Annotated in this window: 35 protein-coding genes; 18 read left to right on the forward strand and 17 right to left on the reverse strand. The window is 64.2% G+C overall.

Going from position 1 to position 25,476, the window contains the following annotated elements; genetic code table 11:
* The first annotated feature begins 151 nt into the window (after positions 1–151).
* Positions 152–1,375: a flagellin N-terminal helical domain-containing protein gene (locus AC3IF1_RS28705; RefSeq protein ID WP_489220528.1), complete on the forward strand. Its 1,224-nt coding sequence runs from the start codon at positions 152–154 to the stop codon at positions 1,373–1,375.
* A 133-nt stretch (positions 1,376–1,508) separates the two neighbouring features.
* Here AC3IF1_RS28705 and AC3IF1_RS28710 read toward each other — a convergent pair whose 3' ends face one another.
* The 3 genes from AC3IF1_RS28710 to AC3IF1_RS28720 are packed head-to-tail and all read right to left on the reverse strand — an operon-like array spanning position 1,509 to position 2,930.
* The gene (locus AC3IF1_RS28710) at positions 1,509–1,649 is read right to left on the reverse strand and encodes a hypothetical protein (protein WP_489220529.1); all 141 of its coding nucleotides are present in this window, start codon (positions 1,647–1,649) and stop codon (positions 1,509–1,511) included.
* Positions 1,650–1,674: 25 nt separating this feature from the next.
* Complete coding sequence (locus AC3IF1_RS28715) at positions 1,675–2,106, reverse strand: hypothetical protein (RefSeq protein ID WP_489220530.1); 432 nt, start codon at positions 2,104–2,106, stop codon at positions 1,675–1,677.
* A gap of 59 nt (positions 2,107–2,165) precedes the next feature.
* Positions 2,166–2,930, reverse strand: a complete 765-nt coding sequence (locus tag AC3IF1_RS28720) for a hypothetical protein (RefSeq protein ID WP_489220531.1) — start codon at positions 2,928–2,930, stop codon at positions 2,166–2,168.
* Between the two features lie 456 nt (positions 2,931–3,386).
* Here AC3IF1_RS28720 and AC3IF1_RS28725 point away from each other — a divergent pair, with 456 nt between their 5' ends.
* Complete coding sequence (locus tag AC3IF1_RS28725; protein ID WP_489220532.1) at positions 3,387–3,749, forward strand: type II toxin-antitoxin system RelE/ParE family toxin; 363 nt, start codon at positions 3,387–3,389, stop codon at positions 3,747–3,749.
* A gap of 397 nt (positions 3,750–4,146) precedes the next feature.
* On the opposite strand, the gene AC3IF1_RS28730 is transcribed toward AC3IF1_RS28725, so the two are convergent.
* The 5 genes from AC3IF1_RS28730 to AC3IF1_RS28750 all read right to left on the reverse strand — a co-directional run bounded on the left by AC3IF1_RS28730 (position 4,147) and on the right by AC3IF1_RS28750 (position 7,528).
* On the reverse strand, positions 4,147–4,335 hold the full coding sequence (locus tag AC3IF1_RS28730) for a hypothetical protein (RefSeq protein ID WP_489220533.1): 189 nt from the start codon (positions 4,333–4,335) through the stop codon (positions 4,147–4,149).
* 39 nt (positions 4,336–4,374) lie between these two features.
* Positions 4,375–4,590: a hypothetical protein gene (locus tag AC3IF1_RS28735; RefSeq protein ID WP_489220534.1), complete on the reverse strand. Its 216-nt coding sequence runs from the start codon at positions 4,588–4,590 to the stop codon at positions 4,375–4,377.
* Between the two features lie 176 nt (positions 4,591–4,766).
* Positions 4,767–5,471, reverse strand: a complete 705-nt coding sequence (locus tag AC3IF1_RS28740; protein ID WP_489220535.1) for an SDH family Clp fold serine proteinase — start codon at positions 5,469–5,471, stop codon at positions 4,767–4,769.
* A gap of 172 nt (positions 5,472–5,643) precedes the next feature.
* Positions 5,644–5,856, reverse strand: coding sequence for a hypothetical protein (locus AC3IF1_RS28745; RefSeq protein WP_489220536.1), 213 nt, complete (start codon positions 5,854–5,856; stop codon positions 5,644–5,646).
* 503 nt (positions 5,857–6,359) lie between these two features.
* A protein-coding gene (locus AC3IF1_RS28750; protein WP_489220288.1) for an IS3 family transposase occupies positions 6,360–7,528 on the reverse strand; the annotation gives its coding sequence in 2 pieces (ribosomal slippage) (positions 6,360–7,264 and positions 7,264–7,528; 1,170 coding nt in all).
* 196 nt (positions 7,529–7,724) lie between these two features.
* On the opposite strand from AC3IF1_RS28750, the gene AC3IF1_RS28755 reads away from it, so the two are divergent.
* The 11 genes from AC3IF1_RS28755 (at position 7,725) to AC3IF1_RS28805 (ending at position 14,888) form a co-directional block, all read left to right on the forward strand.
* Positions 7,725–8,003, forward strand: a complete 279-nt coding sequence (locus AC3IF1_RS28755) for a helix-turn-helix domain-containing protein (RefSeq protein ID WP_489220537.1) — start codon at positions 7,725–7,727, stop codon at positions 8,001–8,003.
* A gap of 75 nt (positions 8,004–8,078) precedes the next feature.
* On the forward strand, positions 8,079–9,002 hold the full coding sequence (locus AC3IF1_RS28760) for a hypothetical protein (protein ID WP_489220538.1): 924 nt from the start codon (positions 8,079–8,081) through the stop codon (positions 9,000–9,002).
* Between the two features lie 6 nt (positions 9,003–9,008).
* Complete coding sequence (locus AC3IF1_RS28765) at positions 9,009–9,641, forward strand: hypothetical protein (protein WP_489220539.1); 633 nt, start codon at positions 9,009–9,011, stop codon at positions 9,639–9,641.
* A 78-nt stretch (positions 9,642–9,719) separates the two neighbouring features.
* Entirely contained in the window at positions 9,720–10,112 is a 393-nt protein-coding gene (locus tag AC3IF1_RS28770) for a hypothetical protein (protein ID WP_489220540.1), read from the forward strand.
* A gap of 178 nt (positions 10,113–10,290) precedes the next feature.
* On the forward strand, positions 10,291–10,995 hold the full coding sequence (locus tag AC3IF1_RS28775; protein WP_489220541.1) for a hypothetical protein: 705 nt from the start codon (positions 10,291–10,293) through the stop codon (positions 10,993–10,995).
* 88 nt (positions 10,996–11,083) lie between these two features.
* Complete coding sequence (locus AC3IF1_RS28780; RefSeq protein WP_489220542.1) at positions 11,084–11,554, forward strand: hypothetical protein; 471 nt, start codon at positions 11,084–11,086, stop codon at positions 11,552–11,554.
* Between the two features lie 179 nt (positions 11,555–11,733).
* Positions 11,734–12,399, forward strand: coding sequence for a division plane positioning ATPase MipZ (locus tag AC3IF1_RS28785; protein ID WP_489220543.1), 666 nt, complete (start codon positions 11,734–11,736; stop codon positions 12,397–12,399).
* A gap of 20 nt (positions 12,400–12,419) precedes the next feature.
* Positions 12,420–12,737, forward strand: a complete 318-nt coding sequence (locus tag AC3IF1_RS28790; RefSeq protein WP_489220544.1) for a hypothetical protein — start codon at positions 12,420–12,422, stop codon at positions 12,735–12,737.
* A gap of 204 nt (positions 12,738–12,941) precedes the next feature.
* Positions 12,942–13,187: a hypothetical protein gene (locus tag AC3IF1_RS28795; RefSeq protein WP_489220545.1), complete on the forward strand. Its 246-nt coding sequence runs from the start codon at positions 12,942–12,944 to the stop codon at positions 13,185–13,187.
* Between the two features lie 4 nt (positions 13,188–13,191).
* A complete protein-coding gene (locus AC3IF1_RS28800) occupies positions 13,192–13,887 on the forward strand; it encodes a hypothetical protein (RefSeq protein WP_489220546.1) in 696 nt (231 codons plus the stop codon).
* Entirely contained in the window at positions 13,884–14,888 is a 1,005-nt protein-coding gene (locus AC3IF1_RS28805) for a site-specific integrase (protein WP_489220547.1), read from the forward strand. Before AC3IF1_RS28800 ends, AC3IF1_RS28805 begins: the two co-directional genes overlap by 4 nt.
* Before the next feature lie 59 nt (positions 14,889–14,947).
* Here AC3IF1_RS28805 and AC3IF1_RS28810 read toward each other — a convergent pair whose 3' ends face one another.
* Positions 14,948–15,877 carry an alpha/beta hydrolase gene (locus tag AC3IF1_RS28810; RefSeq protein WP_489220548.1) on the reverse strand — a complete coding sequence of 310 codons (930 nt, stop codon included), beginning with the start codon at positions 15,875–15,877 and terminating at the stop codon, positions 14,948–14,950.
* Between the two features lie 302 nt (positions 15,878–16,179).
* The gene (locus AC3IF1_RS28815) at positions 16,180–16,458 is read right to left on the reverse strand and encodes a GCG_CRPN prefix-to-repeats domain-containing protein (RefSeq protein WP_489220549.1); all 279 of its coding nucleotides are present in this window, start codon (positions 16,456–16,458) and stop codon (positions 16,180–16,182) included.
* Between the two features lie 1,119 nt (positions 16,459–17,577).
* Here AC3IF1_RS28815 and AC3IF1_RS28820 point away from each other — a divergent pair.
* On the forward strand, positions 17,578–18,627 hold the full coding sequence (locus AC3IF1_RS28820; RefSeq protein WP_243972581.1) for a phytanoyl-CoA dioxygenase family protein: 1,050 nt from the start codon (positions 17,578–17,580) through the stop codon (positions 18,625–18,627).
* 61 nt (positions 18,628–18,688) lie between these two features.
* On the opposite strand, the gene AC3IF1_RS28825 is transcribed toward AC3IF1_RS28820, so the two are convergent.
* The 3 genes from AC3IF1_RS28825 to AC3IF1_RS28835 all read right to left on the reverse strand — a co-directional run bounded on the left by AC3IF1_RS28825 (position 18,689) and on the right by AC3IF1_RS28835 (position 20,628).
* Positions 18,689–19,780 carry a glycosyltransferase gene (locus tag AC3IF1_RS28825; protein WP_489220550.1) on the reverse strand — a complete coding sequence of 364 codons (1,092 nt, stop codon included), beginning with the start codon at positions 19,778–19,780 and terminating at the stop codon, positions 18,689–18,691.
* Between the two features lie 219 nt (positions 19,781–19,999).
* Positions 20,000–20,293, reverse strand: coding sequence for a hypothetical protein (locus AC3IF1_RS28830; RefSeq protein ID WP_489220551.1), 294 nt, complete (start codon positions 20,291–20,293; stop codon positions 20,000–20,002).
* On the reverse strand, positions 20,290–20,628 hold the full coding sequence (locus AC3IF1_RS28835; protein WP_489220552.1) for a hypothetical protein: 339 nt from the start codon (positions 20,626–20,628) through the stop codon (positions 20,290–20,292). The genes AC3IF1_RS28830 and AC3IF1_RS28835 overlap by 4 nt, the downstream gene beginning before the upstream one ends.
* 204 nt (positions 20,629–20,832) lie before the next feature.
* Between AC3IF1_RS28835 and AC3IF1_RS28840 the strand changes: the two genes are divergently transcribed.
* A protein-coding gene (locus tag AC3IF1_RS28840) for an IS3 family transposase (RefSeq protein ID WP_489220553.1) occupies positions 20,833–22,001 on the forward strand; the annotation gives its coding sequence in 2 pieces (ribosomal slippage) (positions 20,833–21,097 and positions 21,097–22,001; 1,170 coding nt in all).
* A gap of 362 nt (positions 22,002–22,363) precedes the next feature.
* Here the strand turns inward: AC3IF1_RS28840 and AC3IF1_RS28845 are convergent.
* Complete coding sequence (locus tag AC3IF1_RS28845; RefSeq protein WP_489220554.1) at positions 22,364–22,564, reverse strand: hypothetical protein; 201 nt, start codon at positions 22,562–22,564, stop codon at positions 22,364–22,366.
* A gap of 72 nt (positions 22,565–22,636) precedes the next feature.
* Positions 22,637–22,810 carry a hypothetical protein gene (locus AC3IF1_RS28850; protein WP_489220555.1) on the reverse strand — a complete coding sequence of 58 codons (174 nt, stop codon included), beginning with the start codon at positions 22,808–22,810 and terminating at the stop codon, positions 22,637–22,639.
* 206 nt (positions 22,811–23,016) lie between these two features.
* On the opposite strand from AC3IF1_RS28850, the gene AC3IF1_RS28855 reads away from it, so the two are divergent.
* The 3 genes from AC3IF1_RS28855 to AC3IF1_RS28865 all read left to right on the forward strand — a co-directional run bounded on the left by AC3IF1_RS28855 (position 23,017) and on the right by AC3IF1_RS28865 (position 24,621).
* On the forward strand, positions 23,017–23,739 hold the full coding sequence (locus AC3IF1_RS28855; protein ID WP_489220556.1) for a hypothetical protein: 723 nt from the start codon (positions 23,017–23,019) through the stop codon (positions 23,737–23,739).
* 430 nt (positions 23,740–24,169) lie between these two features.
* Entirely contained in the window at positions 24,170–24,418 is a 249-nt protein-coding gene (locus AC3IF1_RS28860; RefSeq protein ID WP_489220557.1) for a hypothetical protein, read from the forward strand.
* Positions 24,419–24,432: 14 nt separating this feature from the next.
* The gene (locus AC3IF1_RS28865) at positions 24,433–24,621 is read left to right on the forward strand and encodes a hypothetical protein (protein ID WP_489220558.1); all 189 of its coding nucleotides are present in this window, start codon (positions 24,433–24,435) and stop codon (positions 24,619–24,621) included.
* A 67-nt stretch (positions 24,622–24,688) separates the two neighbouring features.
* Here AC3IF1_RS28865 and AC3IF1_RS28870 read toward each other — a convergent pair whose 3' ends face one another.
* Both AC3IF1_RS28870 and AC3IF1_RS28875 read right to left on the reverse strand, forming a co-directional pair.
* Positions 24,689–25,003, reverse strand: coding sequence for a BrnA antitoxin family protein (locus tag AC3IF1_RS28870; protein ID WP_489220559.1), 315 nt, complete (start codon positions 25,001–25,003; stop codon positions 24,689–24,691).
* On the reverse strand, positions 24,990–25,265 hold the full coding sequence (locus AC3IF1_RS28875) for a BrnT family toxin (RefSeq protein WP_489220560.1): 276 nt from the start codon (positions 25,263–25,265) through the stop codon (positions 24,990–24,992). The genes AC3IF1_RS28870 and AC3IF1_RS28875 overlap by 14 nt, the downstream gene beginning before the upstream one ends.
* Positions 25,266–25,476 lie beyond the last annotated feature (211 nt).

The raw sequence follows: 25,476 nt of genomic DNA on the forward strand, positions 1-25,476 counted from the left end.
GGATAAATTTGAGATGCTCAGTTAATTGCCGCTTAATGATCTTCCGTCATTATATAAATTAGGGCCGTTCTTTAACTTGGCTGAAATTTTTGAGCGCTATAGTCGCTAGCACTCAAGAAACGAGTGAATTTTACCAGAAAGATAAAGCGCGATGTCTTCAATCACCCTTTCTGCTGCCACGCGTCAGAACCTGCTGTCCCTGCAGGATACGGCAAGTTTAGAGTCGACCACCCAGAATCGCCTCGCGACCGGTAAGACGGTCAACTCGGCCCTCGACAATCCGACCAACTTCTTCACCTCGGAGGCCCTCAACAGCCGCTCTTCGAGCCTGACCTCGCTACTTGATGGCGTCTCCAACGGCATTCAGTCGATCCAGGCTGCCAACCAGGGCATCACCTCGATCCAGAGTCTCGTCAGTCAGGCCAAATCGCTGGCCAACCAGGCGCTATCGACGCAGCTGACGACGGCGGGGACCGCGACCAACGCTTTCCCGGTCACCACGAGCACGGCCACCACGACAGCCTCGTTCACGATCAACGGCACCTCCGTTTCTGCGACCTTCGCCGCGTCTTCGAGCATCACGGCCGTGGTGTCGGCGTTGAATTCCGCGGTTAGCTCGGCCAGCACCACGTCGAGTGGCTCGTTCGGCGCCGGCGCGATCTTCTCGGTCGATAGCACCGGCACCAAGATCGTCCTGAACGCGCAGGCCGACGTGGAATTCCAGAACTCCACCAGCCAGGCGGCGCTCGGCTTCGCGTCGTCCTCAACCACGGCCTCGGCCTATGGCAGTGCGCTCAGCACGGTGGTCTCCAGCGACCTAGCTGTTAATGGCGTCAGCCAGCGCTCATCGCTCGCCCAACAGTACAACAACCTGCTCAACCAGATCACCCAGCTCGCCGGCGATGCCAGCTACAACGGCGTCAACCTGATCGCCGGCACCGGCAACAACCTGACCATCAAGTTCAACGATACCGGCAGCTCCAAGCTGGACGTCTCGTCGGTGGACGCGACTGCCAGCGGCTTGGGCCTGAACTCGATCACCAACTCGAACAGCTCCACGAGCTCAAACGGGTTGGGCAACTTCCTGCTAAATTCGGATGTGAACAAAACTCTGAGCACGCTCACTAATGCGAGCAGCCAACTTAACTCAGCGGCAAGTACGCTGGGCTCGAACCTTTCGGTGGTGCAGAACCGGCAGGACTTCTCCAAGCAGCTCATTAACGTCTTGGATACGGGCTCATCCAATCTGACGAGCGCGGACCTCAACGAAGAAGCCGCCAACTCGCAGGCTCTGTCGACTCGCCAGTCGATGGGTATCTCGGCTCTCTCGCTTGCCAATACGGCTCAGCAGGGCGTACTGCAGCTTCTGCGCTAAGCATTGAAACTATCGACTACGCAACGGCCGGGCATCACCCGGCCGTTTGCATACGTTGTACTTAAGATCGTCGTTTCAAGACCGGTCTAACCGGCTGATCCTCGACTCGAATGGTTTCAACGAGTCCGGCAATTTACGCTTCAAACCACTGTTGCAGACCTGCTTCGGTCATCATCTCGTATTCGTTCGTCATATCGTCCGCCCGCAGTCCCTCACCGCATGGCTTGACCGCCTCCAACGCCCGCACGGATTTTTGCACGGTCTGATCGGTCAAGGTCGCCCGCTGTCCTCGGCAGCCTTCAGCCAGACGAGACTGACGAGAGCAGCGCGCCGTAGCGGAACATCGCGGTGCGCCCGGATTGCTCCGTGAACGTGCCCTCACCTCGATCAGCCCGTGCCGTGGTCACGGTCCCGTGCAGGATGCCGATGCCGGTGCACTCGACGCCCACGGGTACGGGGGCATGCTTGAGGTCGAGCGTGAAACTGCCGCTGCACGCGGCAAGGCCCTTTGCATCTTGAGCGAAGAACTGGACGCGTAGCAGGCGGACTGAGACGTGGCCTGTCAGTACGCTGCCGTCCGCGCGTCGAATTTCCAGGGGGAGCGAGTCGAGGCCGAGGGTACTACCGCCATCATCCTTGCCGAACTGAATGCTGGGCAGAGCATCCCCACTGCACCCGGACAGGAAGGTCAACGACACGCCGGCACAGGCAGAAAGAATGCCCCCTCTCATCGGCCCTCCGTTCGTCATACCGTCCGCCTGCAGACCGTCACCGCATGGCTCTGCTCGCTCTACCACCCACGGGGATTCGAGAATGTGTCTGATCGGTCGAGGTCGAGCGCCGCTCGTCGGCAGCCCTTCTTCGATTCCGCATCTACAACCTGCCTCTGTGGATCTCCCCTATCCGTGGGGTGAATCGTTTTGCACCCTATGCCTGCGGAGGTGGCCGGCCCCGTCGCGCTGAATGCGAAACGGTTTCGCATTTGCCCGCCCCGTCGGAGCCACTGCAGCCACTCCCGGCTGATGATGCGGATCACGTTCGGCTCGTTCTTCCGCCCCTGGTGGCGGCGCTCCTGGATGGTCAGCAGCCCGTCGCCCTCGGCCAGCCGGATCGCGGCTTGTGCCAACCTCCGGCAGACGCCGGCCCGTGCTGCGATGGCGTCGATGCACAGCCCGCAGGCGCCGTTCTTGGCGACCTCGTCGCCGACGATCCGCAGGACCGCGAGCTGCCCGGTTGTGAACCGGGATCCGAGCGCGGGCGGCATCGGGCCCGAGAAAGCCAGCCGACGGCGGCGCTCGATCGCCACGGATCGCTCAGGAGCCCGCTGGGGGCGCCTCGGCGGGAACAGCGTCACACGGCCGAGCGGAATGCCAACGGGCGCCACGGCCTCGCGCACGGCGCTCCTGCGGGTGTGCAGCGCTTCGGCCAGCCCTTGCGCTTCGTCATCAGCGACGGCGCCGGATGCGTGGGCCTGCCAGATGGTACGCGACAGGTCGTCGAGCTGCGCGAGCGTGCGCGCGCCCTCGATCGCCGACCGCATGGTGGCGTGAAACATCGAACCCGGTCCCTCACGGGCCGCGGCTAGGGTCCAGGCAAAGCCTTCCCGTTGACGGAAACGGGTTCCGTCTTGACTCCCAAGGGAGGTCATGGCTTGTGGGGAGTCGGTGAACAGGCCCCACAAGGCCCCAGGATTTTCAGCAGCCTCTTCCTTGCCGGGAAGGGGCTGTTGGCTTTTCAGGGTCTCTGTCTCGCGGCGTTGCTCTCCTGAAAGTGGCCGCGACTCGCCGAGGCGAGCCTAGCCGTGACCGCCCATGTCGGCCGGCAGCGGCGGCTAAGTCAACGGCGGGGCCGTTCGCCATCACGAGGCTGATCGTTTCTACGCCGCCAGTCAGGATCAGCTAACACTGACCGTTGCGCGCCCACCGTTAGGCACTGTGTCTCGCCGGACGCTGTAGCCATCCCCGGCGTTATACGCCGTTGACGTATGTGCGCCATTGGTGTACGACAAGATATGACGAAGCCCCTGCACACCGTCGTCGAGACGCCCGACTACCTTGCGGACGCGAAGCGGGCGGCCATGACTGATGCCGAACGCGAGGCAGCGGTGCAGCAGTATGCGAATGACCCAGAGACGGGCGAGGAGATTGTTGGCTCCGGCGGGGTCCGCAAAGGAAGGTTAGCCGGACGCGGCAAAGGTAAGTCAGGAGGCTATCGGATCGTGGCCGTGTTCCTTGGCGGCTCGATCCCGGTCTACCTCATCGGCGTCCTCAGCAAGGGCGACCGCGAGACGTTCACGGATACCGAGGTGAAGGAGTTCAAGACGTTCACGACGGCCCTCAAGGCCGTATTTCGTGCGCAGCGACGGGCCGACTGATCCCGCCTCTGAGCAACCCCTCTCGGGCGTCAGGCCAACGCCCTATCCAAACCGGCCATACAGAGGGATCCCAGATATGACCGATAGCTTCAGCCGCCTCATCGGCGGGCTTAACAGCGCCCTTGCCCATGCTCAGGGCAACCCTCCCGAAGGGACCCGCGTCCACGTCCCTGAGATGCTGGACGTTGCGGCTATTCGAGGCCGCACAGGTCTCGCGCAACCTGCTTTTGCCGCGACGATCGGTGTGAAGGTCGGGACGCTCCGAAACTGGGAGCAGAAACGTCGGGATCCAGAAGGCCCCGCCCGAGTGCTATTGGCCTTGGTCGACAAGCACCCTCAGATAGTGACGGAGCTTCTAGGTCGAGCTGCGGCCTGATCGGCGTTTTCGGTCAATGATCTAGCCGCGCGGGGTGCGGGCGGCCTCTTCAGCCGCCACCGCCTCGACGGCCGCGATGACGTTCTCCAGCTCGGCGACCTGGCGCAACATGCTCCCCGCCGGCAAGCCGCTATGCTCGGCCATCGCCAGGATGAGCATGCGCTGCTGCGTCTTGAGGCGTTCTAGGAGGTCGGTGAGCTTGTCCGGCATAGGCGGGCTGTAGGCGCGAGGCCAAATTTCGACAACCTCCTACCGCTCCAGACGGTAAATCACCCCGTCGACCATCTCGACGCGGTAGCCCATACCTATGAGCGTGTCGTGGGCCAACTCGGCAGCCGTCGCGCACCCGCTCGCCTCAGCCTCCATCTTCGTCCGGATGTCGCGCATCTCAAGCACCGAGGGGATGCCGTGCGCGACGTGATGATCCTCGATCAGGGCGAGGGCTTTGACGATGGTGGGGTCCATGGCTGGCTGTAGCCCGCCGGTGACGGATCGGACAACCTAGGCATCTGGACAGCCGCGCTCGGTCTCGCCACCTTGAGCCTGTGCCGTGGCGAGGAGGGCTAAGCATGATGCCCGACCGCCAGTTCTGGCTGGAACGAGTCGGCGGTTGCCTCACGACTGAGCGAGGGACGTGATCGCTAACTTGCAACTACCCAAGTCTTGCCCTCGGAGTTCTCGATCAGCTTGACAACCGGACTGCGCGTGAAAGTAGCCATGTACGCGTGATGAACGCTCAAGACTGACTCCTGAAGATCCTGATCATCCTCCAGCGCGCCCACGTTGAGACCCATCGCCCTGCACTTGTCGATCAGGTAATGCTCACCGTGCCCTGTCGTGCCGCTGTAGTTCATCAGGGCGGTAATCACGCCTTCCGCCGCATCCTCCGGTGAGGGCATGTCGCGGAGCATATTAGCTTGCAGCCAGTCCTTGACCATGGCACGAGCACCTTTGACTGATCGCTCGCAGTCCAAAATAAAAGCTGGCGGATACTTTGAAAATACGGCTTGCCAAACGAGTTGCTTGAGTGGTTCAGCCTTGATTTCTTTGATGGCTTGATCGACCTCGGCCAGAACGCCCATAGCTGGCAAGCCGTTGATCTGCGGATCGGTCGGGCCGAGGCAGGAATGCTTGCCCATGATGACTTCCCGGGACGCGCAGGCGATCATGGTTCCCACGCTCATCGCCATGTGCGGGACGATGACGCGGATGTCCTGGCCGAACATCTTGTAAAGGTATTCGACGAAAGCACGCCCCGCCTCGATGCCACCACCCGGCGTGTGTAGAACGAGGTCGAGCCCCTTCGTGCGATCAAGGCAGTGGACCACGGCCATCAGGCCGTTCATGTCCAGATCGCTGACTGCGCACTCTGGGTGTATACGCCCCGCGGGATCGCGGCGGACTAGGAAGCCAGAGTAATAGGCGATCACTGGACGGCCGACGCGGTCACCCAGAGCCTTGAGGTACTTGTGCCTAATTACATCCTGGGCGTCGTTCGGACGGGTCCCGCGTAGGGCCTCAATCTCTTGATCGATCTCGTTCCAAGTCGGCATTGTTGGTCCGCGCGGTGCCGGACCGGATAGTCACAGGCGTGAACTCGCCGAAGCCCGAGAGAGAGGGAAACACGGGCGCGGCATAAGCCGGCACCGTCTCTGCCGGGTTGCCACAAGCCTGCGGTTCGGCGGCCAGCAAAACGCCGAGTGCCTTTAGATCGGCCTCCCGGTCAGTCATGGCGCTCCTCCCAGCCCTGCGCTTCGCGGCACGTCGAACGGCTACCATAGGGCCGAACCTCACGACAATCGCGAGAGACGACCTCAAGTTTCGGTCTCGCCCGCGTGAAACCGCGTTCGCCGCGGCCTCATCATGCAAGCGTGACCGTCATTTACGCGGACTGACAAGTAGGAGCCGCATCCCCAATCCACCCACTGTCCACAGATAGGCTCTCGCGAATGGGCTGGCAGTGTGACGAAAAAGTCCTGTCGGCCGCTGAGCTGGTCCGGAGGCGCAAGAGCCTCGACAGCCACGTTGTCTACGGCCATCCTGCCGGAATGCACGCGGCGGTTGAGGCTCGCGTGTGATCCACCTCGGCAAGGTGCGCCGCATGTCGAACCTGTTGTTCTCGGTCCGGTCGAGTTCGAGCGACGAGGTCTACACGCTGGAGGCCTACCGGACTGAGAGAGGCGTGCGGTTCTCGTGCACTTGGCCTGCCCCCATCCGGTGGCCCAGGTTTGAAGTTAGTGCATCGTCGGTCGCGTGACGATGGCGGGGCGAGCGGACGGTACTGAGCCGCCCGGTTCCGGTGGCCGGATGACGACCTCCGGCGCAGGCGGGCAGTAGCCGAGTGACGAGTGGGGTCGGATGCTGTTGTAGTACCTCCGCCATCGCTCGATCACGACGCTGGCTTCCTTGAGGGTGTAGAACACCTCGCCGTTGAGGAGTTCATCCCGTAGCTTCGCGTTGAAGCTCTCGCAGTACCCGTTTTCCCAAGGACTGCCCGGCTCGATGTAAGCCGTCTTCGAGCCGACCGCTGTGATCCAGTCTTGGACGGCTTTGGCGATGAACTCCGGGCCATTGTCCGAACGGATATGCTCGGGCACGCCGCGCAGGCTGAACAGATCCGAGAGGACATCGATCACGTCGTACGCCTTCAGCTTACGGGACACACGGATGGCCAGGCACTCACGGGTGAACTCATCGACCACGTTCAGCATCCGATACTTGCGCCCATTGTGCGTGCGGTGCTCGACGAAGTCGTAAGACCAGACGTGGCCGGGCCGCTCCGGCCGCAAACGGAGGCAGGAGCCATCGTTGAGCCAGAGGCGGGCTCGCTTCGGCTGTCGCGCTGGAACCTTGAGCCCCTCCAGCCGCCAGATCCGTTCGACCCGCTTCACGTTCACCGTCCAGCCATCGCGGCGGAGCATCGCCGTGATCCGACGGTAGCCGTAGCGCCCGTACTGGAGAGCCAGTGCGACGATGGCGGCGGTCAATGCCGCCTCGTCCTCGACCACCACGGCGCGCTTGCGCTGTGTCGAGCGGTGCTGACCAAGAACGCGGCAAGCGAACCGTTCCGACACGCCATGCTCGGCCACGACGTAGTCGACGCAAGCCCGGCGGCGAGCCGGGCTCAGAAGTTTCCCGAAGCTGCCTCCTTCAGGATGAGCTTCTCCAGCGTCAGGTCCGAGATCGCCCGACGCAGGCGCAGGTTCTCCGTCTCCAAGGACTTCAGCCGCTTGACCTGATCACCCTTCAGGCCGCCGTACTCGGATCGCCAACGATAGTACGTGACCTCCGTCACCTCGATGGATCGGATTGCTTCGGAGACCTTGCGGCCCTGCGAGACCAAAACATCGACCTGACGCAGCTTCGCGACGATCTCTTCAGCCGTATGCTTCTTCCGACGCATCATAACATCCTCCACATGGCGCGAAGCCATACCTCAGGGAGGACCACTTTTCAGGGGGCAGGCCACATTGGCTGCGTCCGGTGCGGCTGCTATAATCTAGTTATAGGGCTCGTACTACGTTCGTGTCAATAGCCCTATTACTCAGTTATTGCCCGCAGGGCCATGTTCGATTAATGTCCTGCTAACAGAGGCCCGCATGTCCGGTTCAGACCATCGCCTTACCCCTCGCCTGCTTCGGGCCGCGCGTGCGCTGGTTGGATGGCAGCAGGCGGACCTTGCGACAGCCTCCGGCGTGCCGAAACCGACCATCTCGGCTTTCGAGCTGAAGCCGGAGACGGGTCGACTGACGACGATGAATAACCGGGCCTTGGTGGAGGCGTTCGAGGGCGCCGGGCTCGAATTCATCGCCGAGAACGGCGGGGGCGAAGGTGTCCGGTTCCGGATGCGCCGCGACGGCACCCGCGAAGATCACTGACCGACTGAAAGGCCCTCGTGCGCCCCTGGCCGAGGAGCGGCACTAGAACATTTTGGCAACTGTTGGAGATCGACCATGCCGAAGTCGAGTTCACGAGGCCGGGCTAAGGAGCGCGCTCAAGCCGACCGGGAGCGCGAGCGGCAGGCCAACGCGGAGTACGATGCCGAAACGGCCGATGCGCCCGGCTCAGAGTCGGACATCGAGGCCCGCAATACCGCTCGGCAGGTTCTGGAGTTGCTGAAGGGCTTCGATGGCGATTTGCCAACGGGTCTGGCCGATACGGAAGAGGAGAAGCTGACCGCCAACCTCATCTTTCTCCGGTCGATGTGCGCGAATTACGTCAACCGGTTCATGAACTTCCCGCAGATCGCCGAGGCTGAGCTTGAGCGATTCCGTGTGGCGCAGGACACCCTGCGAATGCTGGACGATATCGTGACGCTGAACCGGCACCCCATCCACCGGTTCTTCCGCGGGTGTATGGGGGGCGTAGGCTCCAGCGGCCCATCATCGAAAGAGGTGCTGGCCGACTGTCGGATCCTGGCGTGCTTTGAGGAGGCTACCGACGCCTTGCTCAGAGCCGATGGTAAAAAGCCGATGAAGGGCGCGGTGCTGGACCTGATGCTTGAGCGCCCTGCGATAGCCGCGCGGCTCAAGAACGCGAAGCGCTATGACAACCTCAGGGACGGGCCGGCTCGCAAGCCGCGATACCTGCAACAGGTGAAGTCCTGCCGGGCCATGCTTCGATGGGGCATCGGGGTGAATGCAACGGTTGAGCAGATCCTAGAGTGGACGGATGCAACGCTGGACGTGGCCGAGCGCCCGCTCTCGTTTGATGAGGCTGGCCGCCAAGAGGTTCAGGGTGTCGCCCGTCGTGGCGCCAACGGTGCCTTGGAGATGCTGCGCCCTCGGCCGGTCCCGCTGCCCGCGATCCCGCCCAGGCCGAGTATGCTAGCGATATCGCGGTTGAAGCCAACGGAGCGCGGGCGCGGGAAGGGGTGACGCGCCATGATCGTAGGAGATGCCCCCACCGACGAAGCATGGGAGCAGCGGTTTCACGCAGCCATCGCTGCCGAGCGGAATGCCGACAGGCAGGGTGCGCGGGCCTTCGCTGAAGCGTGTCAGGACGGGGACGTTGACCGGATGCTGGCCGCCGTCGACTTCCTGAACGCCAACACCATCACCGGATGGCGGCTCGCCATGCGGCGAGTTGGGCAGCAGCCTTCCGTCTCGGCCGAGATCCGAGCGGCCTTCCTCAACGTCTGGATTGAGGCGAAGCATCTACCCCTCGCGGTCGGGCATCGGCCTACGATGGCGCGGGCGCTGCACGTCCTGATGCCGCCGATCCCGTTGCAGGAGCCGCTTCGCCTATTCAGAGGCGCGGGGGCCCTAGAACGACAGCGCGGGCTCTACGGGTTCTCCTGGACCACGCATCGCGAGATCGCCGACCAGTTCGCGGATCAAGCGCGGCAGGGGCTCACTGGCTCTGTCCTACTCGAAACCATGGCGCTGCCGGGCTCCGTCCACCTCAGGCGAGAGGATGAGGGCTACTATGATGAGAGCGAAGTCGTGGTTGACCCCTACCGTCTAGGGAAGGTTCACGTTGCGGCCAGGCTGCCTTCGGCTGGCGGGACAGCCTGACAGGATCGACCTACCCGCAGGGGGCCTCCGGCTTTCCGTCGCATAGCGTTCCTGGTCTCGCTCCCGTAGCTCGGCCGTATGGCTTCCGATTTCGCACCCACCATGCTCCCGAACGCCGCTGCCGTGTGGCGCAGCGCCCTTGAGGATCTATCCCCGCACGCCTCGCCCTGCCGGTATCTGACGCCTACCCGCTGGGTGCCGATCCGCGAGGCTGCCATCGATTTCTGCGACCGGCTCGGGGCTGAGGCCCATGCGCTCGGTTGGACGGCGGCCGAGCTGTTCGCAGTTCATCCAGAGCATGGAAGGCTGCGGATCGACTTCTGCGGGGTGATGATGGTCTCCGGGGGCAAGGCTTTGGCGGTGGATCCCGCCAGGGTCGTGTTCGCAGACGGCTCAGGCTACCGGACCAAGCAAGGTCAGGTCTGGGGCATTCCGGTCTGGGAGTATGCGAAGAAGGCCGCAGGCCGATGATGCGTGGGGCTCATGGTGGGATCGGCGGCACCGTCTCGCTCGTCGGTTTCACGGTCCTAGTTACTGCGCTGGTGGCCTGCGGGCTCGCCGGGCTGGTGTGATAAACCCTCAGCCTTGAGTTCATCCCCGAGAACGGCGGCGGGGCCGGGATTCGGGTCCGGGAGCGGAAGGGGTGACCATGAGCGCGTTGACGGCCTCGGAGTTCGCTTCGCTCGTTCGCGCCGGCGTTCTGCAGGCGGACGAGACTTATCGCGACTGGACGCGTGGCTGGGGCTTGGCCGACTGTGGTGTGGAGGGCTTCACCACCACCTTGATCGCAAAGCGCCTTTTGGATGAGACGCGGCGCCAGCATGGTCCGGAAGGCGGCTTCGCAGCCCTGGAACTGCGGCTCAACGACCTGCTGTACGATCTAGCGATCGACGACCGGACCGAGCATTTCAGCCACCTTCTAGACAAGACGCGCGAGTCGGATCGCGATATCGCAGACAGTCTGAAACAGCAGGCCCGGTTGGATCTGGTTTACTATGACGGGCTGTGGCCCACGACCGAGGGCAAATTTCGCCCACGCGGCATCGTCGAGGTGAAGCGCTGGTTCGATAAAAGCACCTACCCGAAGGACATGCGCCGGATTGCCAACCTACTCGAAGCCTTCGGGCCGAGGAATGGTGGAAGCCTCCTGTACGGCTGCTTCGTGTTCTTCATCTTCGAGCGAGGCCAAGCGAGGACGCCACTCCACGGCGCCATCGAGAAGATTGAAGCGATGCAGCGCACCTTCGCTGAGTACGGCTGCAATTGCCGGATCGAGCCTACGTTGCTGCCGACCTCAGACGGCGAGCCAGCCAAGGCTGGCGCTATATCCGTGACCTTTGAGGCGCGGCTTTAATGGCGACCATCGGAGGCACCGCCTCGCTGGCGGGCTTTACCATCATCGTCACGGCCTTGGCGGTGTGCGGGTTCGTAGGGCTGGCGTGATGAGTCTCGATGCGGCGGTCCTCATGCTCGACAGCAACGTCTTCTCGCGCGTGCTGGACGGCGTGCTGCCCCTGCCTGAGAAGTCGGGCCGCCGCTTCCTCGTGACAGGCGTCCAGGCCGACGAGTGCCGGCGAGCGCCCTGCCCCGCTCGTCGTGCAGGCCTACTTCAGGCAATGGAGGAGATTGCGCCTGAGCTATGCCTAGCCTCTACCTTCTGCCTCGACATCGAAGGCGCGGGCCTTGATCAGGCCAACTGGAACGACGGAACCGGCAGGTTCGACGCTATGCTCTCGCGGCTGAAGGCCATCGACAAGAAGCCCCGTCGCCAGCATGCCAATCAGATCCGAGACATCGTGATCGCCGAGACAGCGCTCAAGCTCGGCGCCACGCTCGTGACCGATGACGCCGGCCTGCGACAGGTGGTCGGAGAGTTCGGCGGGGTAGCCGTGCTCTCGTCTGCGCTGGCATGAGACCGGGCGGCCATATCATCACGGCTCTCCCGGCTTGCACACGCGTAAAAAGGTAAGATCGTGGGCTGCTCACAAATCTCGACAGACGCGTGGAAAGGTAAGAGCGTGAAATTTTAAGCCTTTCTACGGGTTTGATGGTGAACTGGTGAAAGCGTGGACGCGTGGGCGGGGAATGCGCGATGAAAGTCGTCAGCGTCATCGGGCAGAAAGGCGGAAGCTCGAAGAGCACCGTCGCCCTCAATCTCGCCGTCTGTGCCGAACAGGCCGGCTATTCCGTCGCGGTTATCGACACGGACCCGCAGGGGTCGGCCCACAAGTGGTTTGAGCGCCGGGAGGCAGAGACGCCATCCATCGTCCGTGAGATTGATCCGGATGCCCTCCCCCGGCTCATCAAGATCGCAGCCTCGAACAAGACCGACCTTCTCATCGTGGACACCCCCGGTAAGGCCGAGGCGACCGCGCTGGCCGTATCCGAGTTGGCCGATCTCATCCTCGCCCCCGTGAAGCCGACGCAGTTCGATCTGGAGACCTTGGGTGCGGTTAAGCGCACCATCCGGATCGCTGAGAAGATGGATGCAGGCTGGGTGATGCTGAGCCAGGTGCCGCCTAGCTCCAAGAAGGTCGCCGACGAAGGCGAGGCGGCCGTTCAGGGCTACGGCCTCAAGCTAGTGCCGCACAAATTCATGACCCGCGCGGATTTCGCTTACTCGATGTCCAGCGGCCTCGCCGCCACCGAGTTCGAGCCAAAGGGCAAGGCAGCCGAGGAAGCCCGGGCTCTGTTCGGGTGGGTTCGCGACACACTCGGTCTCGCCGACCCGTCGAAGCGTAAACAAGCCCACGCGTGAAACCGTAGGAGCGTAAGATCGTGGCCAAGAAGGCATCGGCGTTCACGCCGCCCCTAGAAGACGAGCCCGAATTGGTAGGCGTCCTGCTGTCAAAGGCTCATGAGTCTGCTGGCGAGCCCGTTACTGCGCCTCTGCCGGTCGCCGCACCGTCCCCTGGGTCCAAAGCCCTTCCGAGCTACCGGGTAGGCAAGCGCAACCTGTCGGCCTGGATCGACGAGAAGGCGTTCAACCAGTTCAAGGCCATGGTGTCCGAGGAGGGGAAGACAATCCAGGATTTCATGGTGGAGATGGTCAACCGGGAGTTCGCCCGGAAGGGTCGACCGCAGATCGCAAAGTGACCGGCGGGCTCCAGCCCGCCCCTCGGCGCAACTTACGCTCTTACGCTTCCACTTTTCCACGCTTACACGCGTCCACGCTTTCACGCGTAAATTAGCTTGCTGGGGTCATTGATGCGTTGTAGCTTTTGATAAACCGCATTCTCGGAAGTTTGAAAGTTAGTCCGCATCTATCGTTTCAACGCGGCTGATAGACAGAGGCAGGGTATGAGCGAGGCGAGTTCGATGGACCGGCTGACCGCGTTGTGCGGCGCTGCCTCGGCGGCCGCGCGGAACATGGGCCTGACTACCGCCCCGCAGCATCTGCCGGCCGAGCACTGGCAGCGGGTGCTGTCCGCCGTGGAGGCGCGGGCCAGGATGCGCGGCACGGCCCTGCCGTTCGGATGGCGCGATGCCCTGGCCGAGCAGATGGGCCGGACGGGTCTCGATGCGCACGACGGGCCGGAGAGCTAGCGCCATGATCCGCGCGACGGGCCGCCGGCCGCTCACCTGCCATCACGAGGCTGGGCACGCCCTGGTGGGCTGGTACTTCGGCCACCGGACGGATCGGGCCGTGGTGCTCGCAGTCGAGGAGGTCCGCGCCGGGCGGCAGGTCGAGAACCGCCGGGGCGTCATGGTAGCCTGCGAAGGCCTGGTCGATGGGTACGATATCTGCGGCTACCCGCACGGCCCTGCTGGAGTGAGCCTGGATCCGGCGACTGCCACCGATCTGCTCCGGCGCTGGGCCGTTGAGCGGGATATCGGCCTCATCCTTTGCTACGCCGGGTTCTACGCTGAGGCGGCCTATCGGCGCTCGTCGGTCGCCGGGAGCATGTTGGACGGCGGCGGCGGCGACATGAAGGGTGCGGCCGCTATCCTCGACGCATGGGACCTGAGCCATGATGATCGCACCGCAGTCGCGTGGGAGGCCGAGAGGCGGGCATCGGCTCTGGTTCGCTCGCGGATGGGAGCCGGTGCGATCCGAGATATCGCCGTCGCCCTTCTGGAGCGCGGCGAGATCGACGGGGATCGGATTGCGGAGCTGTGCCGCGCGGCCTACGGCGGCCGGGAATGCGCCTTCGGAGCTTGGACGGATCATTGGCCGCCGACGGTCGCGCAGATCCGAGCGGGCCACATCCCGGACGCTCCAGCCGCGTCGCAGGTGGCGGCATGAAGCCAACCGCGCCCGAGCCTGAAATCCTACCGTCCGAGCTGCCTAACGCCGCTGGCCTTCCCGCCGAGGCTGCCGCGATCGTCCGCGCTTATCAGCAGGCATCGAAGGCCGATGCGACGGTGCGGGCCTACACGTCCGACGCTCGCGTATTTCAGGCTTGGTGCGGCCGGTACGGATTCAGGTCCCTGCCGGCCACGCCCGAGGCGGTCTCGGCGTTCCTGGTGGCGGAGGCCGAGGCCGGGCGGTCCGCGTCGACCATCGGCCGGCGGCTCGCCGCGATCCGGTACGGCCACAAGCTGGCGAAGGTGGCGGACCCGACCGATGACGAGGACGTGCGCGCCACCATGAAGGGCATCCGGCGCCGCATCGGCGTGGCCCCGACGCAGAAGGCCGCCGCGACGGTCGATGTCCTGCAGATGCTGCTCGCGCGCATCCCCGACACCCTGACGGGCAAGCGGGACCGGGCGCTGCTGGCCCTTGGCTTCGCGGGGGCCTTCCGCCGGTCCGAGCTCGTCGCCCTCGACGTCGCCGACCTGATCGAGGATCCCGAGGGCCTGCGGGTCATGGTCCGCCGGTCTAAGGTCGATCAGGAGGGCAGGGGGTTCGAGAAGGCCATCCCGACCGGCCGGTTCATTCAGCCCGTGCGCCTCGTGCGCGAATGGCTGGCAGCCGCCGGCATCGTCTCGGGCCCGGTGTTCCGGCCGGTCTCGCGATCGGGCCGGGTGCGGGGGAACTGTGCGCAGCTCGCGCCCCAGGCTGCCCGCCTCACGGATCGGTCCGTCGCCAACATCATCAAGGCCTACTGCACGGCCGCCGGGTTCGATGCGGCGCTGTTCGGGGCACACAGCCTGCGGGCCGGCTACATCACCACGGCGGCCGAGCGTGGGGCCGATCTCGCCCGCATCATGGATCAGTCGGGCCACCGGGATCCGCGGACCGTGGTCGGGTACATTCGCAGGGCCAACGCCTTCAAAGGACACTCGGGGAGTGGGTTCTTGTGAGATGATACACGGGGCTACGAGACCCGATCTTCGACTGGCTGGCAGATCGGCACGATGTATTACGTCAGTACACCGTTCGTCCGCAGCCACGCTTCGTACCAGGCTGGCCACCCTGCGCTCGCCGTTCCCGGCCGCCCCATCGCGAAGCCGTGGCCACCGTCCGCAACGACGTGCAGTTCCACCGGTACACCGGCGCGTTCGCACGCCTGAGCCATGATCCGGCTGTTCATCACGTTGGAAATCGGGTCGTCCTTAGCTTGGGTGAGGAAAATCGGTGGGCAGCGCGATCGGACGTGCTTATCGACAGACCACTCCGCACTCGCGGCCTGATCGGGGTGACGCCCGACGAGCTGGACCCGCGTCGAGGTGTGGTCGTAGGGCGGCTCCAAGGTGATCACCGGGTAGATCAGCGCGGCTTCCGCCGGCCGGGCCGAGAAGCCGTCCGTGGTGTCGTTCGGCGTGTACGATCCGAAGGCTGAGCGCGTGGCCGTAAGGCCCATCAGATGGCCCCCAGCCGAAAAACCGAGCACCCCGACCCGATCAGGATCCACCCCGTAGCGTCGTGCGCCCGCCCGGATCATGCGCAAGGCGCGCTGGGCATCCTGTAAAGGGGCGAGCGGACCGGCATCCCAGCCCTCACCCGGGAGCCGATACGCGAGCACGAAGGCGGTGATGCCGTGGGCAGCGAGCCAGCGAGCGGCTGGGCGGGCTTCGCGCTCGACTTCGATACGTTTGTAACCGCCGCCGGCGGCCACGAGCATGGCCGCGCCGTTCGGGCGAGCTGGAGCGAACACTTCCAGGCTCGGCACGGCGATGTTGCTGATCGCACCTTTAGCATCCACCATCACCGGCCCGGACGGGCCGCCACCGCCCGGCGGGCCACCAGCCCACAGTGGCAGGATCGTTCGTTCGCTTGAACCAGCGAGTGAACGCCCAGTAGCGACAGAGGCGAGGGCTGACAGGACGAGGGTTCTACGCGTGACCGGCATGGGGATCCGACCATGTTTTGTGATGCAGGGACATTTTCGGCGGGCCTGACGGCAAGGTCGAGCGAGCCGCGTGCACGGCGAGGCCAGCAGATAAGGCGATCAGCAACAAGCGGACGATGAGCGTCATGGCAACGGTGTCACGAGTTCATCGTCGGCTGGCACAATGCCATCAGGAGCCCAGTGGTTTAATGGTGAGGCCAGGACGGCATCACACGCGGGTAAAGGGCCAGTTCTGAGAGAGGACGGCGCCGGACACGTTCCGGTGAGGGGTTCAGCGCCGTCCATTCAGGCAGCTGGGTTCACTAGAACCGGCGCGGGCCGTAGAAGCCGTAGGGGCGATAGTACGGGCGAGGCCGATAGTAGCCCCAGCCTGGGCCATAGACCCGGCGCGGCCCCCAGCCCCAGTTCGGACGACAGATGCCCCACGGATTAGGATGGAAGCCGGGGCCGCATCCGAAAGCAACCGTTTGGACAGTAACATTACCTGCGAGGGGTGCCGGTGATAAGGGGGCAGCCTCAGCGATCGTAGCAAGGCCACCGGTCAGGACCGCGGCCATCGCGAGCACCTTCGCGTGCATCATGACAGTTCCTCCATCGCTGTCCGTCGGCAACTTGCCGACCGGGCGATGACTAAGCTGCGCCGCTGTCGATGAGCGGGAGCTGAACTATCAGTGTCTATTTTGTGGCATGTGTATCCATTGGTCTCAAGTTCAGGTCGCACGAGTGCATTCAGTCGACGACGCACAGTCGATCACATCAAGTTGAACGATTTTCATTATGCTGAGGCGGAGAGATCCACGTGGGGGTTACAGCCCACCCAATCCGAGCGGAGGGATCGCTATGGATACAGGCCGGATCCCGTGATGACGTTGTTCGGCCCTGTGCCGTTCGGCGTTCGCGCCGGAGTGACGGCTACTGTGTAGCGCGCGGTGGCGGCGACGTGCCCGCGGTGAGTGCTGAGGGTGTTCGGCAGACAAACGCGGACGCTGAGCAGTTCGTCGGCATCGAGTTGGCTGATGCGTTCGCAAGCAGATTGCTCGATCCCGCGCCCATCGCATTTTGAATACAATCCGCTGGACGAGCGTCGCCCGAGAAGCGTTTCTCGATGCCCCCGGGGTTTGTCATGCGCTTCGTGCCCGTTTGTTGTCCGCACTGCGGGTTATCGTTCAGCGTCGTCGTGTCTAACCAACACCGCTCCGCGCGCGTCGATCGGGAGGCCTGGCGTACGATCTGTCCGCGTGCCTGTGAGGCCATGGAGCCGCGGCTATGCAACGATTTCCGCGCGGTGGTCATGTCGGTGCTGAGCGAAGGTGAGACACCGGTGCTGGTCGGTGAAAAACAACGAGTAGAGCATCACCGAAAGCCTGGACCAGGTCGCGGCCATAAGGGAAAGATGATTGTCTGAGCCACTGGTACCCGCGGACCGTGATCGGCTACATCCAGCGGGCGAACGCCTTCAAGGGGCACTCGGGAAGCGAGTTTCTATAAACGGCAAGACACGAACTACGAGTTTTAAAATCTATTGCTATGCCGGTTGTGGTTATCAGGCAACGCGAGACTACTAACGCCATTTCGCTCGCGCAAATGTGAACATTTCTACCACTAAAAAGGTTGTTAGCCAAAATTTGGCCTCGACTCATCGATCGGATGCTGGTGCTGGCTACGGGGGAGCTGGCTCACTCCGCCTCGGGTCAGCAAATATGGCGATCACTCAGCTCCTACGAAACACCCTCAAGTCGCCGCTCTGGGTGGCCCAGCTCGCGACCGGAGCGAAATCCTTCGTCGACAATCCCATCCTCGGCTCGGAGCGGCTCAACCGGGCTGGCCTGCACACGATGCGCGTCCGGCTCGCCCACGCCATGGCGGCCTTGCGCCGCCGCCAGCTCGCCCACCTGGTGAGCGCACAAGACCGGACCGACTTCGCCCGCGACGGCTTCATCCGGCGCGCCGACTTCATGGCCGCCGATCTGCACCGGGCCGTCTACACCGAGGTGACCAACATCACCGCACAGGGCAGGGAGCAGATCCAGGGCGACACTGTCACCCGCCGCATCCCGCTCGACCCCGGGACGCTCACGCGCATGCCGGCGATGCGCAGGCTTTTGGCCCTGCCAGAGTGGCGGAACCTCCTGCGCTACGTGGCGAGTTTCAACTGCGAGCCGATCCTGACCGTGCAGACGATCCTGTCACATGTCACCGACGCGCCCCCGGACCCGCAGACCAACTTCCACATCGACACCTTCCACCCCACCATGAAGGCGTGGTTATTCCTCACCGACGTCGCCGCCGACGAGGGGCCGTTCACCTACGTCCCGGGCTCGCACCGCCTCACCAAGCGACGGCTCGCCTGGGAGCGCCGTACTGCCATCAACGCGGCGAGCGGCCGCGACCGCCTCAGCGGGCGAGGCTCGTTCCGGGCGACTCCGGCAGAGCTGAAGCGGATGGGTTATCCCGACCCGGTGGCCTTCGCGGTCCCCGGCAACACGCTGGTGGTGGGCGACACGGTGGGCTTCCATGCCCGCGGGCCGTCGCTGCGGCCGGCAGTGCGCATTGAGGTCTGGGCCTACGATCGGCACAACCCGTTCCTGCCCCTGGCCGGCGTCGACATCTGGTCGCTCACCGGTCTGGCCCGCTGGCGAACCCGGATCGGATGGTGGCTGCTCGACCGGCTGGAACAACTTGGGCTACGCAAGAACGTTTGGCGCCCGGTCGGCCGTCTCACCGCCGACGCCCCGCCCCGGATCGTGTGAGCCGCGGGGGGCTCCGACCGAAAGCTCGGCGCGGTTCCAGGACATGTAGGAGCAGAGGGCTTCAACGCGCGCGAACCAGTGCCTCGAACTCGGATATGGAGCCGAACCGAGCGAGTTTGTGTGCGTACTCAAACGACCACCGGGGGTCCGTGCGGTCGACCTGCCGCCCCCGCAGGCCGTCGATGAAGACATTGAAGTGCGCACGCTCCTCAGCGATCAGGCGCAGTGTCGTGGCGCGCACGTAGTCCGGGGGTAGCGCACGCGCCTTCATCGCCACGACGCCATCCTGTACGGCGCGCGGGTCGTCGTCCACGATCAGGGTCGTGTCCGGGTGGAAGAAGACGTCGCGCCCGCCTCGGCTACGCGTCGATACCACCGGCAACCCAGCCAGCAGGTACTCGATGCTCGCGTACATCGCGCCCTCAAGCCCGGACAGGCACAGGCCGACGTGAGCCGACGCCATCGCCCGGTTCACCTTCACGTGGTCCATGGGGACGACGTCATCCGCGGTCACGTCGTTCAGGATCACGTGATTGTACGGAAGGCTGCAAACAAACTTGCCCAGATGCTGCCGCTTCAGCTGCGGCGACCACGTGGTGAACATCTTCGTGACGTAAGCGCAGCTCGGCAAATTGCGCGCGAGCTCATGCCGTTTGAAGGGGGCGAGCTGGGCGTTGTAGATCGCATCGAACCGCCGCTTACACCCCGGGATCGGGTGGTACATGCCCTCGTCGACGAACATGTTCTGCGGGGCATATCGCACGTCGACTCCGAGCCGTCGCAGCAGCCTCTCCTCGTCGCGAGTGTTGGCTAAGATGATGAGGCTCGCACGCGGATGCGTCTTCTGGAACCGGCGGTGCTGAGCGGCCAGTGCGAGCGCGTTCACCCTGCGCTCCAAGCTCATCGTAATCGGTACCAAGAAGACGAACGTTTCGTCCGGAAACCGAGTAGCCAAGTGATGTGCCACTCCGAACGGTCGCGGCTGTGGTTGGCAGCAGAAGATCAGCGGGTCGAGGCAGAGGAACATCCCGACGACCGGCCTGTCCGATGGCCAACCGCGCGGATCGCGCTTCAGCAGGCCAGCGAAGCCGGCCATGTGCTTCAAGACAGGAACTTCGAACAGGAAAGGGTACTGGATGTTCCGCAGGTTCATCGTCTACGGCCACCTTGTCACCGCTTCACCTCTGAGCTGCGACGCCATCGGGTGACGCACACGGCAGGCGTCGCGCATCGCGGCATGCAGTACGAGCCGGTGCGGGCGCTTGATCAGAAGCGGGTCACCGACACGAAATTAGGCTGATATCACAAACCTTTGCCGCTTGGTGTCTGGCGGTCGGCTGACACCGGATCGTGATCAGGCATGCAAGCGCTATCAACCGACTCCATCAGAAAGTCGGCGACGCCGAGCCTCGGCAACCGTAGAGCGCCGCAGCTCGGGGGCCGTCTCGGTGGCAGCATCGGCCTCGGCGAGGTCGCTGTAGCCCAAGAGGCGGGCGAGCCCGTCGTTCAGGGTGTCGGCCTCGCTGTTCGGGTAGTCGCTGAGGTGCTGGACCGCGTCGCACAGCAAGGTCTCATAGAGACCGGGCGGCATGGCGTAGCTATCGCTCCGCGCCGTGGCCTGCCACTGCTCAAGGCGGGCGACCCGCTCGGCGAGGCGCAGGCTCATGCGTGCAGCCCCGGGCTGTCGAGCTTGAAGGTGAACCACTCGCAGCCCTTCGGCCACCGTCCAGCCGGCGGGGCCGCCGCGCGCTCTTCCTCCGTCAGAAGGGCGGGCGATAGGTCCCGCGGCGCATCGCCCTCAGTCATCCCGTAGGCGCCGACGTTCATGACGAACACGTCGTCACCCTCGTGGATGGCGTGGCCACGCTTCCGCAAGAAGGCGATGATGTCGCTGGTTGGCGTCCCGTGCGGGGCCTCCACCTGGAAGGTGAGGTGCTTGCCGGTCGATGGCGGGACGGCTGCCGCTTCCAGCCGCGCTATCCGATCGATCAACCCCACCATTGCCGCTTCCCTCCCGTCGATGCCTGCTCTGCGGCCTGCTCCAGTGCGGCAAGCCGGGTGGCGACGTCCCGGACCTCGACGGCCTTCACGTGCGCCTCGACCAATTTGGACAGTTCAGCCGCCTCGCTCGGGGTGATCTTGGCCTGCCCCCTGAAAAGTGGTCCTCCCTGAGGTATGGCTTCGAGCCATGTGGAGGATGTTTTGATGCGTCGGAAGAAGCATACGGCTGAAGAGATCGTCGCCAAGCTGCGCCAGGTCGATGTCTTGGTCTCGCAAGGCCGCAAGGTCTCTGAAGCAATTCGGTCCATCGAGGTGACGGAGGTCACGTACTATCGTTGGCGATCCGAGTACGGCGGCTTGAAGGGGGATCAGGTCAAGCGGCTGAAGTCTCTAGAGACTGAGAACCAGCGCCTCCGCCGGGCGATCTCCGACCTGACCCTGGAAAAGCTGATCCTGAAGGAGGCGGCTTCGGGAAACTTCTGAGCCCGGCTCGCCGCCGGGCTTGCGTCGACTACGTCGTGGCCGAGCATGGCGTATCGGAACGGTTCGCTTGCCGCGTTCTCGGTCAGCACCGCTCGACACAGCGCAAGTGCGCCGTGGTGGTCGAGGACGAGGCCGCACTGACCACCGCCATCGTCGCGCTGGCTCTCCAGTACGGGCGCTACGGCTACCGTCGGATCACCGCGCTGCTCAGGCGCGATGGCTGGACGGTCAACGTGAAGCGGGTCGAACGGATCTGGCGGCGGGAGGGGCTCAAGGTTCCAGCGCGACAGCCGAAGCGGGCCCGCCTCTGGCTCAACGACGGCTCGGGCAAACGCCTGCGGCCAGAGCGACCCGACCATGTCTGGTCGTACGACTTCGTCGAGCACCGGACGCATAACGGTCGCAAATACCGGATGCTGAATGTCCTCGATGAGTTCACCCGTGAGTGCCTGGCGATCCGCGTATCACGTAAGCTGAAGGCGCACGATGTGATCGATGTCCTCTCGGATCTCTTCAGCCTGCGCGGCGTGCCTGGCCATATCCGCTCGGACAATGGGCCTGAGTTCATCGCTCGATCTGTCCGAGATTGGATCGCAGCGGTCAGCTCAGAGACCGCCTACATCGAGCCTGGCAGTCCGTGGGAGAACGGGTACTGCGAGAGCTTCAACGCAAAGCTGCGGGATGAACTCCTCAACGGCGAGGTGTTCTACACCCTCAAGGAAGCCAGCGTCGTAATCGAGCAGTGGCGGACGCACTACAACAGCATCCGGCCGCACTCGTCACTCGGCTACTGCCCGCCTGCGCCGGAGGTCGTCATTTGGCCAACCGAACCGAGCGGCTCAGTGCCGTCCGCTCGCCCGGCCATCGTCTCACGACCGACGATGCACTAACTTCGAACCCGGGCCACCAGAGGGGGGCAGGCCACGACCACAGGGTGACCGTCTGTGCGTCGCATCGGCGGATTACGACGAGACCGTAGGCAGGACCGGACAGGGCGGCACGATCCGCACCCTTCTCGGCACCGGTCCGGTGACGACAGCGATAGCCACGATCAGGATGGGTTTCGAACCAAGCTGCATCGTCGGCGCTGGAATTGGGATAGGGCATCGTTGATCCTCGTGCTTGCCGTTCAGATCGCCAAATTTGGCTCAGGACGGCGTTCCTTTGACTGTCGCAGCTCCCCCCCATGCGTCGAGGCGGAGAATGCGTCTCACGGGCCAATTTTGACGATCTAATTGACCTTCAGGCAGTGTCACTTCACCCGGTAGTCGATGCCGGCAAGCTCAATGCCTTGGTCGACGAGCTGCTTGTCCGACCCCTTCCGCGCGACGGTGGATGGCTTCAGCGGCGGCCCGAAATATTCGGTAATGGCCTGCTGTAGGTCGCCCTTGATGATCTCACCCATGAGCGCGAGCGCCTTATCCGTGTCGTAGCGGTTGGCCGTGAGCAACACCGCGAACTTGGCCTGCCACTCCGTCGCCTTGACCGCGATGGTGTTGCGGATGGCGGGGCGCGGCGGTTGGCCCTAAGCCGCGTTGCCGAATTCGTTGATGAGGGCCACGAGGGCGACCGGCGTCCCATCGGGGTAGGTCGCCCCGTCGAGCCAGCCAACCTCCACGGTGGATGCGCGACGCAGGCCGGCTGCGATCTCCTTCAGCCGCGCTTCGAGCTTGTCGCCCCCTGTGACCGTGGCTGTCATGGCCGAGCCCTCCCACCAGGTCCGGGGAGCAGATCGGCCCAAGCAGCCCGCAGGATCGCGGTGCGGGCGTCCGCGCGGTCGGGATCTACCGCTGCGGCTGCATCCATCAGCCTGTCGAGAGCGGCGAGACCGCCGGCTGCGTCCGCCTCAAGGCCGGCACGGAACAGGGCAGACCGGAAAGCGATGGCCGCCGGAGCGGCCGGCCCATGGCGCTCAATGCCCTGGATCAGGGCGAGGATGCTGGCAGGAGTCGGCGGATCGGGGAGGGCGGCAATCACGGCGTCGGCCCTCCGATCCCATGCCACGCCATTTCCAGGATGATCGCGCGCCGGCCCGCGTGCGTCGGCGAAGCCATCCATGGCGTTCGCGAAAGTGAGCGTTTCGGCCCCGGGGAAGAAGGCGGTCGGGCACGCCATGCTCGCGAGTGGCTACCGAAGATCCAGGCGCCCGATCAGCCAACGCAGCGGGATAAGGATCTAGAGACCATTCGGGCCGCCACGACACCGCCAACTGGCGACACACTTCCGAACGGCGCCCCTCGTGTGCTCAAGCCAAACAGCATGACGGATGCCCCCGGTCAGACGATGGGCGAGGCCGAGCGCGCGCGCAGCGGCTCGCGTCGGGACATTCTCGCGGATCCGAAGGATGATCGGCGGAAGCCTATGGCCGCGCTACTGTACGGGGACACCCCGCCAGCCGCACGGGCCGGCGCCGCATCGGTGGTTGCGTCTGCTCAGACGGCGCAGGCTGACCGGCTGGCATCGGTCATGAACGACAACCGCACCAGCAGCACGTCCAGCACTGAGACGCACTTCCACGGTGACATGAACTTTAACAACGCGGGCGATAGTCGGGAGATCGCCAGCAACTTGCGCGACCGGCTTAAGGAACGGCAATTCGCGCAAGCTGTGAACTACGGGCAGGTTTAATTGCTTCTGTAGGGGGCCAGGTCATTCGATATGATCGATCGTGGACCGCATCGGTGCCACCGCTTCTGATATTGCGCTTCGCCTTCATGTCCGTAGCACCATCCAGCGTCATTGAGATGCGCGCGGAGGGCGGCTTGGCGGGCACACTCGTCTGAGCGCAACTGTTCGTCTCGGGTGCTTCCGCCGCACGTCTCGCCTGCGGAGTTCCACGCGGCGATTAAATCCTTGACCGCGGGTGCCGCGGTTGCGGGCGCGACCAAGGTAGCGATGATCGCGGCGGCGAGGGCGTAGCGCATCCCAGCAAGATGGGCGCAGGAAGCGCGGCTGTCGAGATGGGACCTTAGGCTGCCTATGCTGGGACGGGTGGGGTCATGGAGCAAATGCACCAACAGAGCTAAGCTCGGCGGCGACTCAATGGCCGGGGGCCTGCATGCCGCTCTACAATTTCACGCTCGGCCACCTCAGCGGCCAATCATCATTCCAGCGGCCGGGAGTTGAGGCGCCTGACCTCGATCAAGCCGTTCAAGAGGCCATGGCGTGGGCAAAGAACACCCGCCGTTTGGAGAGCGCATCCAGCGACATGTCCAACTGGCCGCTCGTTGTGAAAGCAGGGGATGCCACAGACGGGCACGCGGTCGGGACGCTTCTCTTTGAGATGAAGGACGTGCGGTCCGATTAAGCAGAGGACTGGGGATGCTCAAAGACGATGCGAAACGAGAGATCGTCCGCATGTGGCTGTCTCTGCCGCCTCACGAGAGGCAAACCGAACAGCAGGCCGCGATGTTCGCCATGACTCACAAGGACCGCTTCGATTTTAAGGCCAGCGGCGATCGCTATCAGGTCGTGAAGGGGTGGCTGCGGGGCCACCTTCACGGGCTGTAGGGCGCCCGTGGCCTTATGGGGTGGATGCAGCAAGAGGGTGTATACAGAAACGGCAGCCCTGACCGTATTAGTTTCGGGTCCGTAGGCCGGCGGCAAGCGCCTCGTTCATCCGGGTCTGCCAACCAGGGCCATCAGCCTTGTATGCAGCCAGCACGTCCGGCGGCACCCGCAGCGAGACCGGGACGGCCTTGGCCTCGGACTTCGGTCGACCGCCGAGGCTCTTGAACGCCGCGGCCATCTCGACGGGCAGGCCCTCCCCGTTCGGGCGCAGCTCGGCGATCTCCGCGTCCGTCAGCTCGGGATTGTCGGACACCTCGTCCCAATCTTCCTGGCTGTAGTCGGGGTTCGGCACGTAGCCGGGCGCGGGATTAGAGGCGGTCATAGGCGGCCCTTTCCTTGTCGCTGGCGGGACGGACGCTCACCACGTCGCACGCTTCGGTGCCGAGCGGCGAGAGGATGGCGGTGACGATCTCGTCGCCGAACCACATGCCGATCACTAGGATGCGAGCGCGGCCGGTGCGGCTCGGCTTGGTCTCACGGCTAAGATAGCGGTCGAAGCTGAACGCCTCCTCGAAGTCGGCCGGGTCCAAGCCGTGCTTGGCGATGTTGGCGGCCCGCTTCGGCTGAGGCGCGAAGAATTTCATGCATTCGGTATATACCGAAACACCGTAGATGCAAGCGGTTTCTGTATATACACAGCTGCGGGATCGGCTATGATCGGACCCGCCGTTGACTTAACCGCCGCTGCCGGCCGACATGGGCGGTCACGGCTAGGCTCGCTCAAGCGAGTCGCGCCGCTATTCAGGAGACCATAGCCGCGAGACAGAGACCCTGAAAAGCCAACACCCCCGTCCC

The organism is Methylobacterium sp. E-012 (genome assembly GCF_057836545.1).

Coding starts and splice junctions, on each gene's coding strand:
- AC3IF1_RS28705 (WP_489220528.1), top strand. CDS start 152: ATGTCTTCAATCACCCTTTCTGCTGCCACGCGTCAGAACCTGCTGTCC.
- AC3IF1_RS28715 (WP_489220530.1), bottom strand. CDS start 2,106: ATGAGAGGGGGCATTCTTTCTGCCTGTGCCGGCGTGTCGTTGACCTTC.
- AC3IF1_RS28720 (WP_489220531.1), bottom strand. CDS start 2,930: ATGTTTCACGCCACCATGCGGTCGGCGATCGAGGGCGCGCGCACGCTC.
- AC3IF1_RS28725 (WP_489220532.1), top strand. CDS start 3,387: ATGACGAAGCCCCTGCACACCGTCGTCGAGACGCCCGACTACCTTGCG.
- AC3IF1_RS28730 (WP_489220533.1), bottom strand. CDS start 4,335: ATGCCGGACAAGCTCACCGACCTCCTAGAACGCCTCAAGACGCAGCAG.
- AC3IF1_RS28735 (WP_489220534.1), bottom strand. CDS start 4,590: ATGGACCCCACCATCGTCAAAGCCCTCGCCCTGATCGAGGATCATCAC.
- AC3IF1_RS28740 (WP_489220535.1), bottom strand. CDS start 5,471: ATGAACGGCCTGATGGCCGTGGTCCACTGCCTTGATCGCACGAAGGGG.
- AC3IF1_RS28745 (WP_489220536.1), bottom strand. CDS start 5,856: ATGACTGACCGGGAGGCCGATCTAAAGGCACTCGGCGTTTTGCTGGCC.
- AC3IF1_RS28755 (WP_489220537.1), top strand. CDS start 7,725: ATGTCCGGTTCAGACCATCGCCTTACCCCTCGCCTGCTTCGGGCCGCG.
- AC3IF1_RS28760 (WP_489220538.1), top strand. CDS start 8,079: ATGCCGAAGTCGAGTTCACGAGGCCGGGCTAAGGAGCGCGCTCAAGCC.
- AC3IF1_RS28765 (WP_489220539.1), top strand. CDS start 9,009: ATGATCGTAGGAGATGCCCCCACCGACGAAGCATGGGAGCAGCGGTTT.
- AC3IF1_RS28770 (WP_489220540.1), top strand. CDS start 9,720: ATGGCTTCCGATTTCGCACCCACCATGCTCCCGAACGCCGCTGCCGTG.
- AC3IF1_RS28775 (WP_489220541.1), top strand. CDS start 10,291: ATGAGCGCGTTGACGGCCTCGGAGTTCGCTTCGCTCGTTCGCGCCGGC.
- AC3IF1_RS28780 (WP_489220542.1), top strand. CDS start 11,084: ATGAGTCTCGATGCGGCGGTCCTCATGCTCGACAGCAACGTCTTCTCG.
- AC3IF1_RS28785 (WP_489220543.1), top strand. CDS start 11,734: ATGAAAGTCGTCAGCGTCATCGGGCAGAAAGGCGGAAGCTCGAAGAGC.
- AC3IF1_RS28795 (WP_489220545.1), top strand. CDS start 12,942: ATGAGCGAGGCGAGTTCGATGGACCGGCTGACCGCGTTGTGCGGCGCT.
- AC3IF1_RS28800 (WP_489220546.1), top strand. CDS start 13,192: ATGATCCGCGCGACGGGCCGCCGGCCGCTCACCTGCCATCACGAGGCT.
- AC3IF1_RS28805 (WP_489220547.1), top strand. CDS start 13,884: ATGAAGCCAACCGCGCCCGAGCCTGAAATCCTACCGTCCGAGCTGCCT.
- AC3IF1_RS28810 (WP_489220548.1), bottom strand. CDS start 15,877: ATGCCGGTCACGCGTAGAACCCTCGTCCTGTCAGCCCTCGCCTCTGTC.
- AC3IF1_RS28815 (WP_489220549.1), bottom strand. CDS start 16,458: ATGATGCACGCGAAGGTGCTCGCGATGGCCGCGGTCCTGACCGGTGGC.
- AC3IF1_RS28820 (WP_243972581.1), top strand. CDS start 17,578: ATGGCGATCACTCAGCTCCTACGAAACACCCTCAAGTCGCCGCTCTGG.
- AC3IF1_RS28825 (WP_489220550.1), bottom strand. CDS start 19,780: ATGAACCTGCGGAACATCCAGTACCCTTTCCTGTTCGAAGTTCCTGTC.
- AC3IF1_RS28830 (WP_489220551.1), bottom strand. CDS start 20,293: ATGAGCCTGCGCCTCGCCGAGCGGGTCGCCCGCCTTGAGCAGTGGCAG.
- AC3IF1_RS28835 (WP_489220552.1), bottom strand. CDS start 20,628: ATGGTGGGGTTGATCGATCGGATAGCGCGGCTGGAAGCGGCAGCCGTC.
- AC3IF1_RS28850 (WP_489220555.1), bottom strand. CDS start 22,810: ATGACAGCCACGGTCACAGGGGGCGACAAGCTCGAAGCGCGGCTGAAG.
- AC3IF1_RS28855 (WP_489220556.1), top strand. CDS start 23,017: ATGGCGCTCAATGCCCTGGATCAGGGCGAGGATGCTGGCAGGAGTCGG.
- AC3IF1_RS28860 (WP_489220557.1), top strand. CDS start 24,170: ATGCCGCTCTACAATTTCACGCTCGGCCACCTCAGCGGCCAATCATCA.
- AC3IF1_RS28865 (WP_489220558.1), top strand. CDS start 24,433: ATGCTCAAAGACGATGCGAAACGAGAGATCGTCCGCATGTGGCTGTCT.
- AC3IF1_RS28870 (WP_489220559.1), bottom strand. CDS start 25,003: ATGACCGCCTCTAATCCCGCGCCCGGCTACGTGCCGAACCCCGACTAC.
- AC3IF1_RS28875 (WP_489220560.1), bottom strand. CDS start 25,265: ATGAAATTCTTCGCGCCTCAGCCGAAGCGGGCCGCCAACATCGCCAAG.